A 14813-nucleotide genomic window follows, 5' to 3' on the forward strand; every position below is an offset into this window, starting at 1 on the left:
GGTATCACCGCCTGTCGCGAACCGGGCTTGCTTAGTCCTCGTCGTCCGTCCACGGAATGTCCACGTCAGAGATAAACGCCACCGTGGCGAATGGGCCGCCGTCCTGACGCCCGATCTTGCCGTCGGCGCGCTGCCACTCGACCCGGAACACCGTGCCCGGATCGTCGGCGATCAGACGGACCGTACGCACTTCGTCCGGATCGGCTTCTTCGACGGGACCGTCGAGCGAGATCTGCAGTTCCTGCGGCCACAGCCCATCGGCCGGATCGTAGATCTTGTCGCCGTCGGGAATCAGTGTGAAGGCTTCCACGCCGATCGTCGCCGACGCGTCCACGATCATCTTGCCCAACGCGCGCAGCAACGCCGTGGCCCGCGCCGAATTCGCCTGACGGATTGCGAGATCCCCGCGCGTCAGCGCCTGCTCAAGTTTTGGGTTTGTTTTTTGTTGCGCCATTCGATGTCCTGAGTCCTATCGCTCTGTTGTGGATGGCACGCGAATTCGAGCGCGCGCCGCTGTCCATTTTTCGGGCTGAATCCTACCACCGGTGTCCCCAAGGTGACTTCCTTCGGTGCGTGCACTGCAGCATTGCCTGCCGTGCAGTCCGCGTCTTCAACCCGCCCCGTCCACCACAGTTTAGGTCGTGATTCGCGTTCCGGCTGGGACATTTGCCTTTCATTTAGTAGCGAATGGATCGCTATCGCACGCATGCGGCCAGCCTGCTTCGTGGTGCGCGGGCGCTCGCAAACCCTGTTTCGCCGCGTTGATGCCACGCGGATTTTCCAAGCCCTGGAGCCGTCAGCGCGTGCTCCTGCTGCGCTTTCGCATGGCCTTAGAGGAAGCCGCGTCGGCTGGCTTCGCGCCCGCGATTTCCGCGATCAGATGATCCCGGAATGCCCTCACCGACTGCGGCAGTTCACGCCCCGCCATGGTCTGCACCTGAATGCTGCGCTGGCGCATCTGCGGATGCGTCATCGGCATCACGACGAAGCCGTCGCCGGCATAACGATCGCGCACGGACAGCAGGCCCGTGAACATGATCGCGCCGGACTTCTGCGCGTAGCGGTACATGGCGCCGCTGTTATTGCAGGTGAGCTCGGGCTCGAGCAGGACGCCTTCGAGCGCACAGGTAATGTCGATCAACTGACGAATCGTCGTGCCGGGTTCAGGCAGCACGAGCGGGTAGCGCTGCAAGTCGGCGAGCGACACCTTCGCGCGCGCGGCCAAGGGATGATCGGCGCGCAACAGCGCCAGCACCGGTGCGCGTTCCGTGTGCTCGACCTTGACGCCCTTCTCCGGCGCGAGGCTGAAGGTCAACGCGAGGTCGGCGTCGCCGTCGCGCACCTGACGGGTCGCCTCGCCCGGCGACATGACCGAGAGCGTGAAGTCGATGCCCGGATACTGAACCCGGAAGCTTGCCATCGCGGTGGGCAGGAAGTCAGCGGCGAAACCTTCGGAACTCGCCACCTTGATCATGCTGCCATGCAAGGTCTCGAGGCCGCCGATCTCCTTCATCACATGCTCGGCTTCGAGCAGGCTGCGCTGCGCGTAGGCGAGCAGGCGCTCGCCGGCTTCCGAGAGCGCCATGCCGCGCGGACGCCGCTCGAACAGCGCCACGCCGAGGTCGCTTTCGAGCCGCGCCACTTGCCGGCTAATCGCGGAGACGGCGACATGCAAGCGCGCGGACGCGTCGCTGAGCGAGCCAGTGCGAGCGACCTCGACGAAATAGCGCAGCGCGATGCCATGCAGCGAAAGTGCCATGCCTTGTGCCTCGTTCAACGGATGCGCCGCCGAGCCAATGTCCGCGAGCGCTTTACTCAATGCAGCGAGCTTTGCCTTTTCGGCAACGCAAGCTTCGAAAGACGATCATTGTGACAAAAAAAACGGCCTTCTAGAATCGGTTCGAAGCTGCAGGCCACGTTCAATCGAAATCAGACAAGACCACGCGCCGCCCGCCCCCACATTCCGCCCGCATTGGAGACACCCATGAGCCGCATTCAGGCCATCGAGCACGCCACCCATCATTTCGAATCCGGCGCCTTTCTCGAGACCCTCAACCGTCGCGTCGGTTTTCGCACCGAAAGTCAGGAGGACGATCGCGCCGCCACACTGCTGTCGTATCTGACCGACGAGATCACGCCCGACGCGGCGGCCCTCGGTTTCCGCACGCGCATCGTCACGAATCCGGTGGATGGCTTCGGGCCCTTCCTGATCGCGAGCCGCCACGAGGGCGATCATCTGCCGACCGTGCTGATCTACGGCCACGGCGACGTGGTGCGCGGCTACGACAGCCAGTGGCGCGCGCCGCTCACGCCGTGGGCCGTGACCGTCGAAGGCGAGCGCTGGTTCGGCCGCGGCACCGCCGACAACAAAGGCCAGCACAGCATCAACCTCGCCGCGCTGGCGAGCGTGCTCGCCGCGCGCGACGGCAAGCTCGGTTTCAACGCGAAGCTGCTGATCGAGATGGGCGAGGAAACCGGCTCGCCCGGACTCGACGCGATCTGCCACGCGCACCGTGAAGAACTGGCCGCCGACGTGTTGATCGCCTCAGACGGTCCGCGTCTTGCCGCGCGCCGCCCCACCGTGTTCCTCGGCTCGCGCGGCTCGGTGAACTTCAAGCTGTCGTTGAATCTGCGCGAGGGCGCGCATCATTCGGGCAATTGGGGCGGTCTGCTGCGCAATCCGGCCACGGTGCTCGCGAACGCGTTGGCGAGCCTCGTCGACGCGCGTGGCGTGATCGCTGTCGACGGTTTGCGCCCGCCGCCGATTCCCGAAGCGGTGCGCCGTGCGCTCGCCGATATCACGGTAGGCGGCGGCCCGGGCGATCCGGCCATCGACGAGAACTGGGGCGAGCCCGGCCTCACCGCGCCCGAGCGCGTGTTCGGCTGGAACAGCTTCGAAATACTCGCGTTCAAGGCCGGCAATCCGGAGAACCCGGTCAATGCGATCCCGTCGTCGGCGTTCGCGCATTGCCAGTTGCGCTTCGTGGTCGGCACCGATTGGGACAACCTCGAACGGCATCTGCGCGCGCATCTGGATGCGCACGGCTTCTCGCAGGTGCGGATCGACGTCGAGCGCGGCGCACCCGCCACGCGTCTGAACCCGGACGATCCGTGGGTCACCTGGGCGATCGCCTCGCTTGAACAGACCACCGGCAAGAAGACCGCCGTGCTGCCGAATCTGGGCGGCACGCTGCCCAACGAAGTGTTCGCCGACACGCTCGGCCTGCCGACCATCTGGGTGCCGCACTCCTACCCCGCCTGTTCGCAGCACGCGCCGAATGAGCACCTGCTCGGCCCGGTCGTGCGCGAAGGTCTGCAGATCATGGCGGGCCTCTTCTGGGATCTCGGCGAGAACTCGCCACACGCCGTACCTCACGCCGCAACCTGAGCGACGCCCGGACCAACCGGGCGCAAGCCGCCGTTATCCGCACCTGTCACGAGGCACGTCCACGATGAGCACGTCCACTTTGCAAGCCAGCGCCGCGCGGCCGTCCGCCGCGAAGGCCCATCGCATCATTCTCGCGGCGTCGATCGGCAACGCGCTCGAATGGTTCGACCTCGTCGTCTATGGTTTCTTCGCGGTGACCATCGCGAAGCTGTTCTTTCCGGCGCGCACCGAAGCGATCTCGCTGATGCTCACGCTCGGCACCTTCGGCATCTCGTACATGATCCGGCCGCTCGGCGGACTCGTGCTCGGTTCGCTCGCGGATCGCGCCGGACGCAAGGCGTCGCTGCTGCTGTCGATCGCGCTGATGATGATCGGCACCCTGACGATCGCCGTGATGCCGCCGTATGCGGCGATCGGCCTGTGGGCGCCCGCGGGCATCATGCTCTCGCGGCTCGTGCAAGGTTTTTCGGCGGGTGGAGAGTTCGGTGCGTCCACCGCGTTTCTGGTCGAGCATGCGCCCGAGCGCCGCGGCTTCATGGGTAGCTGGCAGTTCGCGAGCCAGGGCATGGCGACGCTGCTCGCCTCCGGTTTCGGCGCGCTGCTGACGAGCCAGCTCACGAGCGCGCAACTCGAATCATGGGGATGGCGCGTGCCGTTTCTGTTCGGCCTCGCGATCGGTCCGGTCGGCTTCTACATCCGCCGTTACGTGGATGAAGGCGCGGAGTTCAATGCGGAGCCCAAAGCCCGCACGCCGCTGCGCGACCTGTTCGGCACGCAGAAGGTTCGCATGACGCTGGCGGTCGGCTCGCTGATCATTTCGACGGCGGCCAATTACATGATCCTGTATATGCCGACCTACGCGATCAAGCAGCTGCACCTGCCCGCCTCGACCGGCTTCGCGGCGACACTCGCCACCGGCGTGGTGCTCACGGTGCTGACGCCGTTCGCGGGTCATCTGTCCGATAGCCTCGGACGCATCCGCATCATGGCGACGGCCGCCGTACTGATGCTGGTGACGGTGTATCCGGCCTTTATGTATATGAACGCGCATCCCTCGTTCGCGACGATGCTGCTCGCGTTGATCTGGATCGGCGTATTGAAGGCGACGTATTTCGGCGCGCTGCCCGCGTTGATGTCGGAGATTTTTCCGACGCAGACGCGTGCGACCGGGCTCGCGGTGAGCTACAACATCGGCGTGACGGTGTTCGGCGGCTTTGCGCCGTTCGTGATCACGTGGCTGATCGATGCAAGCGGCAACAAGCTCGCGCCTGGTTTCTATCTGATGTTCTGTGCGGTGGCGAGTTTGCTCGCGCTTTATGCTGTACGCGGGAAGCTGAAAATCCGCTGAGAGCGTACGTCGAGGTCAAGGCGGCGGCGTTGTAAAAGCGAAGCACACCACCGCCTTGCGAACGCCCCGGCCGCGAAGCCGGGGCACAGTCACGCATGATTCGAGCCGGACCCAAACCATGCGCTCAACGCTCGCGCATCAAGGCGCCGGATTCGGCTGCAATTCATGCAGCGCGTCGATTTCCGCCAGCACTTCCGGCGAGAGTTTCACCTCGGCGCTGGCGATGTTTTCCTTCAACTGCTCGAGCGAGGTCGCGCCGATCAGATTGCTGGTCACGAACGGCCGGCTATTGACGAACGCGAGCGCGAATTGCGCGGGCGACAAACCGTGACGCTTCGCCAGCTCGACGTAACGCGTGATCGCCTGCACCGCTTGCGGCTTGCTGTAGCGCTGAAAGCGCTCGAACAGCGAGATGCGGGCGCCGGCCGGACGCGCGCCGCCTTCATACTTGCCCGTCAGCCAGCCGAAGGCCAGCGGCGAATAAGCCAGCAAGCCGATGTGATCGCGATGCGCATACTCGGACAGACCCACTTCGTACGTGCGATTGACGAGGCTGTACGGATTCTGAATGCTGACGATGCGCGGCAAGCCGAGCTTTTCGGCCGCGCGCAGAAACTGCGCGACGCCCCACGGCGTTTCATTCGACACGCCAACGTGGCGCACCTTCCCCGCCTTGACGAATTCGGCGAGCACCGACAGCGTTTCTTCGATCGGCACCGTATAGGCGTCGTCGACCCACGGATACGCGGGGCGGCCGAACGTCATCGTGCTGCGATCCGGCCAGTGCAGCTGATACAGATCGACGTAGTCCGTTTGCAGGCGCTTCAGGCTGTCGTCGAGCGCTTCGGTCAGATTCTTGCGATCGAACTGGTTGCCTTTGCCACGAATATGGGTCGGGTTGTGCGGCTGGCGCGCCGGGCCGGCGATCTTGGTGGCCAGCACGATTTTCTCGCGGGCGCTGCGATGCTGCGCGAGCCACGTGCCGATGAAGCGCTCCGTCGAACCCTGCGTCTCGGCACGCGGCGGCACGGGGTACATTTCAGCGGTGTCGATCAGATTGACGCCGTGATCGAGTGCGTAATCGATCTGCGCGTGCGCTTCCTGCTCCGTGTTCTGCTCGCCCCACGTCATGGTGCCGAGACCGATCAGGCTAACCTGCACATCGGAGTCGCCGAGTCTGCGGTATTCCATTGAACTTGTCCTGTTGATAGGTTGAACGAAAAGCGCATGACGTTACCATGCCCGCGCGATACCTGCAGGGCAGGCTAAAATGCGGTTCCAGCGGGCGCCGCCCGCTTTGCCGCGCAAAACGTGTCGCGGCGGTTTCCCAGCGCCGACCCTTCTGCAATGAATCCCGAACATCTCGAACTGCTGGTCACGCGCGTCATGCCTTACGGGAAATATAAAGGCCGCATCATTGCGGATCTGCCCGGTCATTATCTAAACTGGTTTGCTAGCCAAGGCTTTCCGCCGGGCGAAATCGGCCGGCTGCTGGCGTTAATGCACGAGATCGATCACAACGGTTTGAAGTCGCTGCTCGAGCCGTTGCGCAAGCGCTGATCGCCTCCCGGTGAAAGCCGCGTGAAGCGCCGTGAAGCATGGTTGAAAGTTGCCCTGCAGGCATCGTGCAAGCAATGTAGGCCTGTACAAATTTATACAGTCTTTTGCTTGTACCTTGCCGGCTGAATGGACTTTAATCCACGTAGGTCTTCGCGCAAACTTCCATGATTCGCGCTATCGTCCGCCTGTCATCTTGCCTGTCTGTCCATGTCTGAATTCAGCTTGTCCGCGCTGCTCGAATTTATCGGCCACGACCTCTCGCCGGTGCGGGCGGTCATCGCGTTCTTCCTGATCGGCTACCTCGTCGTCGGACTGCCTGTGCATTTCCGCCAGGGCGCCGCATCGCGCGACATCTGGGGCACCGCCGCCGGCGTCACGATGGCTGCCATCTATGCGGCGTTCATCATCGGCGTGTACCCGGCTTTGCATCATTCGGCCGGGTTGTTGCGGTAACGCGAAGCCGATTCGAAGCGCGCCTTGCATATGCGTGTGCGTGTGCCTACGGTCGCTGCGCATCGCTCAAACGGGCGACACCTTCGGCAGCTGCCAGCCGTAAGTCACGGCGAGCACGCGCAAGATGAAGCACGCCGAGCCGCCCGCCAACGCCGCGGCGCCCGGTGGCAAGCCGGCGCGACGCGCCACCACCACGATGAACGCCCCCGCGAACGCAGCCGTCGCATAGATGTCGGCATGCAGGACGAGCGGCACGCGCGCCAGCAGCACGTCGCGAATCACGCCGCCGCCCACGCCCGTGACCGTGCCCATCAACATCGCGATGAACGGACGGATGCCGAACAGTAGCGCTTTTTCCACGCCCGCCACGGCGAAGAGCGCGAGGCCCGCCGCATCGAGCACGGTGACGAGCGCGACGGGAAACTGCTGCGCCGTCGAGTGGAAAATGAAGGTGAGCAAACCGGTGACGAAGGTCAGCGCCGGATAGCGCCAGTCGCGGATCGCGTTCGGCGGCGAATCGCCGATCAGCAGATCGCGAATCACGCCGCCGCCGAGCGCCGCGACAAACGAAATCACCATCACGCCCAACAGGTCGAGACCGCCGCGTATCGCGCTGAGCGCACCCTCGAGCGCAAAGACCACCGTGCCCGCCAGATCGGCCGCCAGCACCAGCGTTTCGACGTTCAGCCTGAGTTTTCGTATCGGCAATGTCGGCATCGACGCTTCACCCCTTCTGTCCCCGAGAAATCGAAACGGTATAGCGAAACGTCGTGGGCCGGGTGAGAAATCTGCGCATGGCTCGCCGGGTTTCAGGACGAAGCGCGCTAACCGCTCAGACGCCCCGTCGCGACCAGATGCGCGAGCAGGCGATCCACTGATTCGTCGACTGGCATCCGGTCGCTCTCGATCTCCACATCGGATGCGAGCGGCACTTCGAAAGGCCCGGAAATGCCGGTGAAATGCGGAATCTCGCCGCGCCGCGCGCGAGCGTAAAGCCCTTTGGCATCGCGGGCTTCGCAGACCTTCAACGGGGCATTCACGAACACTTCGACGAAACCGTCGCCGACAATTTCACGCGCCGAACGCCGATGCCGATGCTCCGGCGAAATCACCGCGGCAATCACAACGTAGCCCTGCTGCATGAAGAGCGCCGCGACATGCGCGACCCGCCGCAAGTTCTCGGTGCGGTCCTCGGGCGTGAAGCCGAGGTCGGCGTTCAGTCCGCGCCGCAGCACATCGCCGTCGAGCACGATCGCGGCGTGCCCCGCTTTCCTCAGCCGCTGATGCAAGGCGTTGGCGAGCGTCGATTTGCCGGCGCCGGAAAGCCCCGTCATCCAGATCACGGCGCCGCGGGACGCGCTCATGAGCGACGCTCCGTGCCGCTGACCGCGACCTCGTCAGCCTCGTGGTGACACGCCGGAGCGAGTTCCGGGCCCAAGCCCTCGAGCAATGGTTGCAGCAACGCGCGTTGCGGCTGCCAGCGTTGCAGCGACGTCTTGTACAGCGGACGGCGCACCTGCGCGGAGCTGGCCGTGTTCACCTGGCGAGTGGTCCGATAAAACGACAGACAGCGTTCGTCCCAGTCGAGCCCGCAATGCGCGAGCACGCGGCGCACATTGGCTTCGAAATCGCCGACCAGTTCTTCATACTTGACCTCGATCATCACACCTTCAGGAAGCACGCGTTGCCAGTGAGCCATCAAGGCGTCGTACGCGCGGTAGTAGCGGCCCAGTTCGCCGAGATCATAGCTGAACGGCACGTCGTGAAAGATCCGCGAAAAAATCGACAGGCAGGTTGGTAACGGCGCGCGGCGGCTGTGAATGAAGCGGGCGTTCGGCAACGCGAGATGGATCAAGCCGAGGTTGATGAAGTTGAACGGATATTTGTCGGTGAAGTGCGTGTAGTTCGCAGCCGGATTGCACTCGTCGTTTTGAGCGAAGTCCCGGAGTTCCGGCAACGCATTGCGCATGCGACGCAGATAGTCCGCGCCGAGCGTGCGCAACGGCGCGGCGCCGACGTCCCACAATGCTTCGATATCGATCTGCAACGGATCGCCGAGATCGCGGCGGATGCAATTCACCAGCGCCTCGCCGAATTCCGTGCGCTCGCCCGCGCCGAACACTTGAGGATGGCTCGCAAGAATCTGTTCGATCAAGGTCGAACCCGAGCGCGGCATGCCGACGATAAAAATCGGCGCCTGCGATGCGTCGCCGAGACCGCGCTTCGCCGCCAGCACGTCGGAGGTCATCAGCTCCGGCAGATGCGCGAACAGGCCGAGCGTTTCCGCTTCGTTGTACCGCACGCCGGCGCGGTGCAGCGCATTGCCCTTCAGGAAGTGATCGAACGATGCGTCGTTGCGGCCCACGTCGGACAGCGCCTGGCCGTACGCGAAGTGCAGCTCCGCCTGATTGGCCGGCGTGAGCGACGCGGCCTTGTCGACGAGGCGCGCCATCGCGAGGAACACGGGATCGTCGGCGGCGAGGCGCTTGGACTGCACGAAGTTGCGGTAATACAGCGGCACTTGCGGCGCGGCTTCGATCGCGCGGCGATACGCTTCGTGCGCTTCGTCGAAACGGCCGAGCGCCTGCAGACAGTTGCCCATGTTGTTGTGCGAGCCGTCGGCTTGAGGATTTACGCGCGTCGCCTCGCGATAGGCTTCCACCGCCGGTTCGAGCCGATGCATCTGCTCGAGCGCCCAGCCGAGGCCGTGATGCGAATCCGTATCGCGCGGATCGAGCGCGATTGCTTCGTGGTAGCGGACGACGGCTTCGGGAAAACGGTTCAGCGCGGCGAGCGTGGCCGCGAGGCGCTGCTGAACGAGTGCGTCCGAAGGATTGAGCGCGCGGGCGGTTTCGTAACGTTGGAGCGCCGCGTCGAGTTCACCGCGCGCGGCGCAGGCGTCGCCTTCGGCGCGCCATTCCGATGCGGTAGCCGGCTGTGGATCTTGCTTCATTGACGGCTGGATTTTTGCAGGCTTCGCATCGAGCGGTCCTGACAGTGAGCGAGTGCGATCTTTTCATCCAGCCCGGCAAGCGGCACGGTCGGGAGTCGAAGGTAATTGTCTGAAGGCAACTTAACAGGCGCGCCCTACAGTTGCGTTTCGAATATTTAACTAACTGTTACAGCACGACGCATGGGTAAGGCGTGGAAAGCTTGTCGCCCCGCCTTATCGCCATGGCTTTCGATCGCCATGCAAGTCTGAGCGCCGCGCCATGTCATGCGCAAACCGTAATTTGTGGACACAAATGCAGCTGAACTCCTGCGCGTGCGTTTTTTCTGAATCACATACGAAGGAGAAAATCGTGAGCAAGCTCATTGCATCAATGGCGCTGTTGGCAGTGACGGCCAGTCTGACCGGATGCGCGGTCGCACCGGGATACGACTACGGCTACGCGCAACCTTATTACCCTGACTACGGCTATGCGTACGGGCCGCCGTATGCGCCGGTTTATGGCAGCGTCGGTATCTATGGCGGCTGGGGTGGGTCCTGCTGTTATCACGGCGGGTACTGGCATGGCGGCCATGGATGGCACGGCGGAAACGGATGGCACGGCGGCGGCGGTGGCTGGCATGGCGGTGGATACGGCGGATCTCACGGCGGCAGCAGCGCTAGCGGCGGGGGAAGTTCGTGGAGCAGCGGCGGTGGCAGCCACGGTGGACATGGGCATTGAGACCGCGAACCCAAAACAAAAACGGCGTTGTGATTTCTCACAACGCCGTTCGTAAAACTTTTACTGCTTGAATTCTTTGGGGTGGCTGATGGGGCTCGAACCCACGACAACAGGAATCACAATCCTGGACTCTACCAACTGAGCTACAGCCACCACTGACATCTGCTTGACTCGCCGTAAAACTTGGCTCGTCGATGAAGAAACGAGATTATACGAACAAGAATCCCGTTTGCCTAGTCCTTTATTCAAAAATTTCGATGGGCTCGCGCAGATGCTGTCTTGCCTCGTCGAAGATGGTCAGATCGCGCGCGGCGAGCCGCTTGCTATCGGACAACACGCGACGCCATCCACGTGCACCCGCTTCGCCGCGATAGAGACCAAGCGCATGGCGCGTGATGGAGCCGAGATAAGTGCCGCGCGCCATTTCAGCGGCGCAATACTCGATCAACTTCGCTTCGACCTGTTCGCGAGTCAGCGGCGTTTCCGTCGAACCATAGAAGCGCGCATCGACATCGGCCAGCAGATACGGGTTGTGATAAGCCTCACGCCCGAGCATCACACCGTCGACGTGTTGAAGATGCGTCTCCACTTCATCGAGCGTCTTGATGCCACCGTTGATGATGATCTCCAGATGCGGGAAGTCGCGCTTCAGCTGATACGCAAACTCATATTTGAGCGGCGGAATCTCGCGATTCTCCTTCGGACTCAAGCCCTTGAGAATCGCGTTGCGCGCATGCACGACGAACACATTGCAGCCGGCTTCCGCAATCGTGCCGACGAAATCGCGCACGAAACCATACTCTTCCACGGCATCCACGCCAATGCGGTGCTTCACGGTGACCGGCACCGACACCGCATCGCGCATGGCCTTCACGCAGTCGGCGACGAGTTGCGGCTCGTTCATCAGGCACGCACCGAATGCGCCGCGTTGCACGCGCTCGGATGGGCAACCGCAGTTCAGATTGATTTCGTCGTAGCCCCATTGCTCGCCGAGCTTCGCCGAGCGCGCGAGGTCGTCAGGTTCGCTGCCGCCCAGTTGCAAAGCGACCGGCGCTTCTTCAGGCGTGAACGCGAGATGGCGCGGCACGTCTCCATGCAGCAACGCGCCGGTCGTCACCATTTCCGTGTAAAGCCACGTATGGCGAGAGATCACGCGATGCAGGGAACGGCAATGACGATCGGTCCAGTCCATCATCGGTGCGACCGATACGCGGCGCGGACTGGGAGTGTGAGGTGAAGACATGGGGCGGCCAGACGGCTTGATTCAAAACACCGATTTTACCGCAAGGCGTGAAATCGCCGGCCCGGGCGGGCTACTGGTCACCTGCGCTTCGATTGATTGACACCAAAACGCTGAGCTTCAGCGAGTCGCGCCCGAGACGTTCGTTCCGCCCTCATCCGTTTTAGCCTGCAGCAAGCCGGTGTTGCGCATGGCCGATACCACGTCCTCGATGCGCGCGTCCTCGATCAGGCGTCGGCCGGCGCGCAGGCGTCGTGCGTTCGTCAAATCGATCGCGCGCTGCAAATCGGAAGTTTCAGCGGCGATATATACGGCCATCCCATAGCCATATTTATCGGCGAGCTTGTAGTCGAAGAAGTATTTCATGCTCCCGTTTTCGGCAGGCGCGCCGAAAACTTTACAGCGGGCTCACGAGAGCATGCGAAACGGTCGCCCCTCGCGGAACAGATCAGCCATCAGTGCTGCCCCGCGTTCAACAGCATCCATATCTGCTTCCGAGGCTCGCCGGCAAGGACGCGCGCGAACGCCGCTCGACAGCGCACGCACGTGTAGTGCTCCTCCGCTCGCTCGTCCTTCACTGCCCCGCGACTGTTCAGCGTCAGGTTTTCATGCGGGCGATGGGCGGCCGGCAAGCCAAAAAGCTCGAAGCAGTCGGCGCACGGTTGAATCCACAGGTCCATCGAAGTGCTCCCCAAGGCAACTAATCAGACTGAACGCCGATTCGCACCCCGCTGCCAATCGCGATTAACCCGCACCGCCACCCGGGTCTTTGACGCCCCAAAACGCTTGGCCGGCGGGGTCGGAACACCGCTGACGCTTGTCCCGCTTACCTTCAGCCGATTATTTCAGAATCAAGAACAGTAATTTCAGATTATCGGCACAAATTTTCAATAGTAGGGGTATACACTGCCTCCCATCGACGTTGCAGACACACCTCACCGGCCCCTGCGACGCCTTCCTGAATTGAAGTCGAAACGTTATCGGAGTCACACCATGAAGACCAAGCTCATCGCCGCCCTGCTGGTTGCTGTTTCTGCCTCGATCGCTGCTCCCGCCTTTGCTAGCGGCTACGGCCCGGCACCGTTCTATCGTCCGTCGGTCGGCGCACCGGCTTCGCAACAAGGCCAGAACGCACAAACCGTCGCAGCTGAACGCGCCAACGCTGAATCGAATGCCTACGGCGGCGTGAACAACGTGTCGTCGCAATCGGGCGCCAAAGAGCCGGTTTCGGGCCCGCAATCGGTTTTCTTCGGCCACTAAGCAGTTGCCGTTGAACCGGCTGCCTCACGAGGGCAACCGGTAAACTGGGCGCCGCGCATGCAGTATCGATGCCGGCGCCCAGTTGCGTTTACGCGGCATTCAAGCCACACCATTGCACGCCGCTCACTGCTCAGCGACTAATCACCCGCCTAGTCGCCCTTCGGCGATTCGCAAAACCGGATCCGGTTGCCAAACGGATCGACCGTCTCCAGCACCTTTCCCCACGGCAACGTTTCAACGCCCGGCTTTCCATATTTGTAGTCTTTGCGCTGAAGTTCGGCATGAAACGCGTCGATGTCCTGCATCGGCACGAAAATCGTCGAACCCGGCGTGGCGTCGCCATGATGCTCGCTCAAGTGCAGGATCAGATCGGAGCGCCGCACCTGCGCATAGAGCGGGAAATTCTCTTCGAACCGGTGTTCCCATTCGACAGTGAAGCCGAGAAAGTCCACGTAAAACTCCCGGGCTTTTTCCTCGGAAAAGATACGGATGATCGGGATGGCACGCGCGAAATGCACAGCGGTCTCCAGCTAGTCATGGCGGGACAGCCAGCTTAATCGAACGCGTTCGCAATTTCACCCAGGCGCGCAAGGAGCAGGCGGCCAGGTGGCTAGGCGGCCAGGCCGCCCGCGTCGATCGCTGCGCGCGCCGCCTGGAAGCCCGCCTCGGCCGCGGCATGTTCCGTGCACCATAAGGTGTCGATGTGCACGAGCCGCCAGTCGAGCACAACCACGTCGCCCCGCAACACCCGAAAATGCGCTTTCACGCCTGTCAGCACCTGCTCGACGGCGACCTCGATGTCGTAGTCCTGATAGCGCTCCTGGTAGTCCCCCATGTCGAGGCCCTTCGGCTCCATGTGCGCCTCCGTGGTGTCGCCGTGAATGTGACGGCCAGACTTGTCCGGCGAGCACGCTCGACGGCTCGCGGAACGATTCGGCCCGAGCGTCAGGCCGACCTTGCGCTGACGCTCAATCGCAATCGCCAGAAAGATATTGCCGGCCGTTGCAGGTGATTTCGACGTCGCCGCCGCTCGCTTCGGCAACCAGGCCGCCCGCCAGCAATTCGGCTGTGATGGACTGCGCCAGTTTCGGCGCCTCCTGTCCGACGCCGACGTCGTTCAGACGCCGCAAGGCTTCAACCGCTTCGGGACTCAATGACTTCGACATGGCCGTCTCCGTCTACATGCTCAATTCATCCTAGCAAGTTTCGGGGACGTATGCAGGCGCGCGTCGAGGCACGCGGGTTGCGTGCGGGAGTCATCCCACCAGCGTGACAGCGGCGAAACCGCCAGGCGGCATCGCCAAGGAGGACGGACATGGAGCGAAGCAGATGGGCGGCGCTGACAGCGGGCGTCGCGCTGGCGGTAGCCGGCACGAGTGGCACGGTGGCATTCGCACAGACGGCGAAACCGGGAACCGCGCAACAAGCAGGGCAAACCGGACAAACGACGAAAAACCCGGCCCAGGCAGCGCCGCAAAACGACAGCTCGTCGATGGTCAAGCCGCCCGAGTCCGCCTCGGGCTCAGGCGGCTCGAGCAATCCCGACAACATGCCGATCAAGCGTCCGACCAAGCCGACCAACGACAGGATGACGCACGAGCCGCCCGCCAGCGGCGCGAACGCGAAATAGCGAGCACCTCACAGGCGCGCGATCGACACCTCCGTCGACTTCACCAGCGCGATCACTTCCGAGCCGACAGTCAGCTCGAGTTCGTCGATGGAGCGCGTGGTGATCACCGAGGTGACGATACCGAATGGCGTATCCACATCGACTTCGGACACCACCGGTCCGCGGATGATTTCCTTGACCTTGCCTTTGAACTGATTGCGTACGTTGATTGCGGAAATGCCCATATCGAGTGACTCCAGAAAAGCGATTTAGAAACAGTCAGT

20 protein-coding genes and 1 tRNA gene are annotated in these 14813 nt (G+C 62.9%); 7 read left to right on the top strand and 14 right to left on the bottom strand.

What is annotated here, in order from left to right:
• Window positions 1–31 precede the first annotated feature (31 nt).
• Both ACQKRQ_RS15950 and ACQKRQ_RS15955 read right to left on the bottom strand, forming a co-directional pair.
• Window positions 32–454 carry a hypothetical protein gene (locus tag ACQKRQ_RS15950; protein ID WP_106283591.1) on the bottom strand — a complete coding sequence of 141 codons (423 nt, stop codon included), beginning with the start codon at window positions 452–454 and terminating at the stop codon, window positions 32–34.
• Window positions 455–796: 342 nt separating this feature from the next.
• A complete protein-coding gene (locus ACQKRQ_RS15955; protein ID WP_427478354.1) occupies window positions 797–1759 on the bottom strand; it encodes a LysR family transcriptional regulator in 963 nt (320 codons plus the stop codon).
• Window positions 1760–1984: 225 nt separating this feature from the next.
• Between ACQKRQ_RS15955 and ACQKRQ_RS15960 the strand changes: the two genes are divergently transcribed.
• Together ACQKRQ_RS15960 and ACQKRQ_RS15965 are read left to right on the top strand one after the other, a co-directional pair.
• Window positions 1985–3388: a M20 family metallopeptidase gene (locus ACQKRQ_RS15960; protein WP_427478059.1), complete on the top strand. Its 1404-nt coding sequence runs from the start codon at window positions 1985–1987 to the stop codon at window positions 3386–3388.
• A gap of 64 nt (window positions 3389–3452) precedes the next feature.
• A complete protein-coding gene (locus ACQKRQ_RS15965; protein WP_427478061.1) occupies window positions 3453–4736 on the top strand; it encodes an MFS transporter in 1284 nt (427 codons plus the stop codon).
• Between the two features lie 138 nt (window positions 4737–4874).
• Here the strand turns inward: ACQKRQ_RS15965 and ACQKRQ_RS15970 are convergent, their stop codons facing one another.
• Window positions 4875–5927 (bottom strand): NADP(H)-dependent aldo-keto reductase, encoded by a 1053-nt coding sequence (locus ACQKRQ_RS15970; RefSeq protein WP_427478063.1) that lies wholly within the window; start codon window positions 5925–5927, stop codon window positions 4875–4877.
• 156 nt (window positions 5928–6083) lie between these two features.
• Here ACQKRQ_RS15970 and ACQKRQ_RS15975 point away from each other — a divergent pair, with 156 nt between their 5' ends.
• Both ACQKRQ_RS15975 and ACQKRQ_RS15980 read left to right on the top strand, forming a co-directional pair.
• Complete coding sequence (locus ACQKRQ_RS15975; RefSeq protein WP_132376917.1) at window positions 6084–6296, top strand: DUF3820 family protein; 213 nt, start codon at window positions 6084–6086, stop codon at window positions 6294–6296.
• Between the two features lie 207 nt (window positions 6297–6503).
• Window positions 6504–6749 carry a hypothetical protein gene (locus tag ACQKRQ_RS15980; RefSeq protein ID WP_132374854.1) on the top strand — a complete coding sequence of 82 codons (246 nt, stop codon included), beginning with the start codon at window positions 6504–6506 and terminating at the stop codon, window positions 6747–6749.
• Window positions 6750–6815: 66 nt separating this feature from the next.
• On the opposite strand, the gene ACQKRQ_RS15985 is transcribed toward ACQKRQ_RS15980, so the two are convergent.
• From ACQKRQ_RS15985 to ACQKRQ_RS15995, 3 genes are all read right to left on the bottom strand, one after another.
• Complete coding sequence (locus ACQKRQ_RS15985) at window positions 6816–7466, bottom strand: trimeric intracellular cation channel family protein (RefSeq protein ID WP_408313257.1); 651 nt, start codon at window positions 7464–7466, stop codon at window positions 6816–6818.
• 107 nt (window positions 7467–7573) lie between these two features.
• Window positions 7574–8113 carry an adenylyl-sulfate kinase gene (gene cysC, locus ACQKRQ_RS15990; protein WP_427478066.1) on the bottom strand — a complete coding sequence of 180 codons (540 nt, stop codon included), beginning with the start codon at window positions 8111–8113 and terminating at the stop codon, window positions 7574–7576.
• Complete coding sequence (locus ACQKRQ_RS15995; RefSeq protein ID WP_427478068.1) at window positions 8110–9702, bottom strand: sulfotransferase; 1593 nt, start codon at window positions 9700–9702, stop codon at window positions 8110–8112. Before ACQKRQ_RS15995 ends, cysC begins: the two co-directional genes overlap by 4 nt.
• Before the next feature lie 349 nt (window positions 9703–10051).
• Between ACQKRQ_RS15995 and ACQKRQ_RS16000 the strand changes: the two genes are divergently transcribed.
• On the top strand, window positions 10052–10420 hold the full coding sequence (locus ACQKRQ_RS16000; RefSeq protein ID WP_427478070.1) for a hypothetical protein: 369 nt from the start codon (window positions 10052–10054) through the stop codon (window positions 10418–10420).
• Between the two features lie 77 nt (window positions 10421–10497).
• Here ACQKRQ_RS16000 and ACQKRQ_RS16005 read toward each other — a convergent pair.
• From ACQKRQ_RS16005 to ACQKRQ_RS16020, 4 genes are all read right to left on the bottom strand, one after another.
• Window positions 10498–10573: transfer RNA gene (locus ACQKRQ_RS16005), tRNA-His, on the bottom strand.
• Window positions 10574–10661: 88 nt separating this feature from the next.
• Window positions 10662–11663 (bottom strand): tRNA dihydrouridine(20/20a) synthase DusA, encoded by a 1002-nt coding sequence (gene dusA, locus ACQKRQ_RS16010; protein WP_427478072.1) that lies wholly within the window; start codon window positions 11661–11663, stop codon window positions 10662–10664.
• A 117-nt stretch (window positions 11664–11780) separates the two neighbouring features.
• A complete protein-coding gene (locus tag ACQKRQ_RS16015; protein WP_132374860.1) occupies window positions 11781–12026 on the bottom strand; it encodes a hypothetical protein in 246 nt (81 codons plus the stop codon).
• Window positions 12027–12115: 89 nt separating this feature from the next.
• The gene (locus tag ACQKRQ_RS16020) at window positions 12116–12340 is read right to left on the bottom strand and encodes a hypothetical protein (RefSeq protein ID WP_427478074.1); all 225 of its coding nucleotides are present in this window, start codon (window positions 12338–12340) and stop codon (window positions 12116–12118) included.
• A gap of 313 nt (window positions 12341–12653) precedes the next feature.
• Between ACQKRQ_RS16020 and ACQKRQ_RS16025 the strand changes: the two genes are divergently transcribed.
• Window positions 12654–12920 carry a hypothetical protein gene (locus tag ACQKRQ_RS16025; protein WP_091794641.1) on the top strand — a complete coding sequence of 89 codons (267 nt, stop codon included), beginning with the start codon at window positions 12654–12656 and terminating at the stop codon, window positions 12918–12920.
• A 149-nt stretch (window positions 12921–13069) separates the two neighbouring features.
• On the opposite strand, the gene ACQKRQ_RS16030 is transcribed toward ACQKRQ_RS16025, so the two are convergent.
• The 3 genes from ACQKRQ_RS16030 to ACQKRQ_RS16040 all read right to left on the bottom strand — a co-directional run bounded on the left by ACQKRQ_RS16030 (window position 13070) and on the right by ACQKRQ_RS16040 (window position 14086).
• Window positions 13070–13438 (bottom strand): glyoxalase superfamily protein, encoded by a 369-nt coding sequence (locus tag ACQKRQ_RS16030; RefSeq protein ID WP_427478076.1) that lies wholly within the window; start codon window positions 13436–13438, stop codon window positions 13070–13072.
• 92 nt (window positions 13439–13530) lie between these two features.
• On the bottom strand, window positions 13531–13776 hold the full coding sequence (locus tag ACQKRQ_RS16035) for a DUF6566 family protein (protein ID WP_132374863.1): 246 nt from the start codon (window positions 13774–13776) through the stop codon (window positions 13531–13533).
• Window positions 13777–13888: 112 nt separating this feature from the next.
• Window positions 13889–14086, bottom strand: a complete 198-nt coding sequence (locus tag ACQKRQ_RS16040) for a hypothetical protein (protein WP_132374864.1) — start codon at window positions 14084–14086, stop codon at window positions 13889–13891.
• A gap of 149 nt (window positions 14087–14235) precedes the next feature.
• On the opposite strand from ACQKRQ_RS16040, the gene ACQKRQ_RS16045 reads away from it, so the two are divergent.
• Window positions 14236–14550 carry a hypothetical protein gene (locus ACQKRQ_RS16045; protein ID WP_408288220.1) on the top strand — a complete coding sequence of 105 codons (315 nt, stop codon included), beginning with the start codon at window positions 14236–14238 and terminating at the stop codon, window positions 14548–14550.
• An 8-nt stretch (window positions 14551–14558) separates the two neighbouring features.
• Here ACQKRQ_RS16045 and ACQKRQ_RS16050 read toward each other — a convergent pair whose 3' ends face one another.
• Window positions 14559–14774 carry a TOBE domain-containing protein gene (locus ACQKRQ_RS16050; protein WP_012432764.1) on the bottom strand — a complete coding sequence of 72 codons (216 nt, stop codon included), beginning with the start codon at window positions 14772–14774 and terminating at the stop codon, window positions 14559–14561.
• Window positions 14775–14813 lie beyond the last annotated feature (39 nt).

It is taken from the genome of Paraburkholderia sp. NPDC080076 (genome assembly GCF_050281145.1).
Classification (GTDB): domain Bacteria; phylum Pseudomonadota; class Gammaproteobacteria; order Burkholderiales; family Burkholderiaceae; genus Paraburkholderia.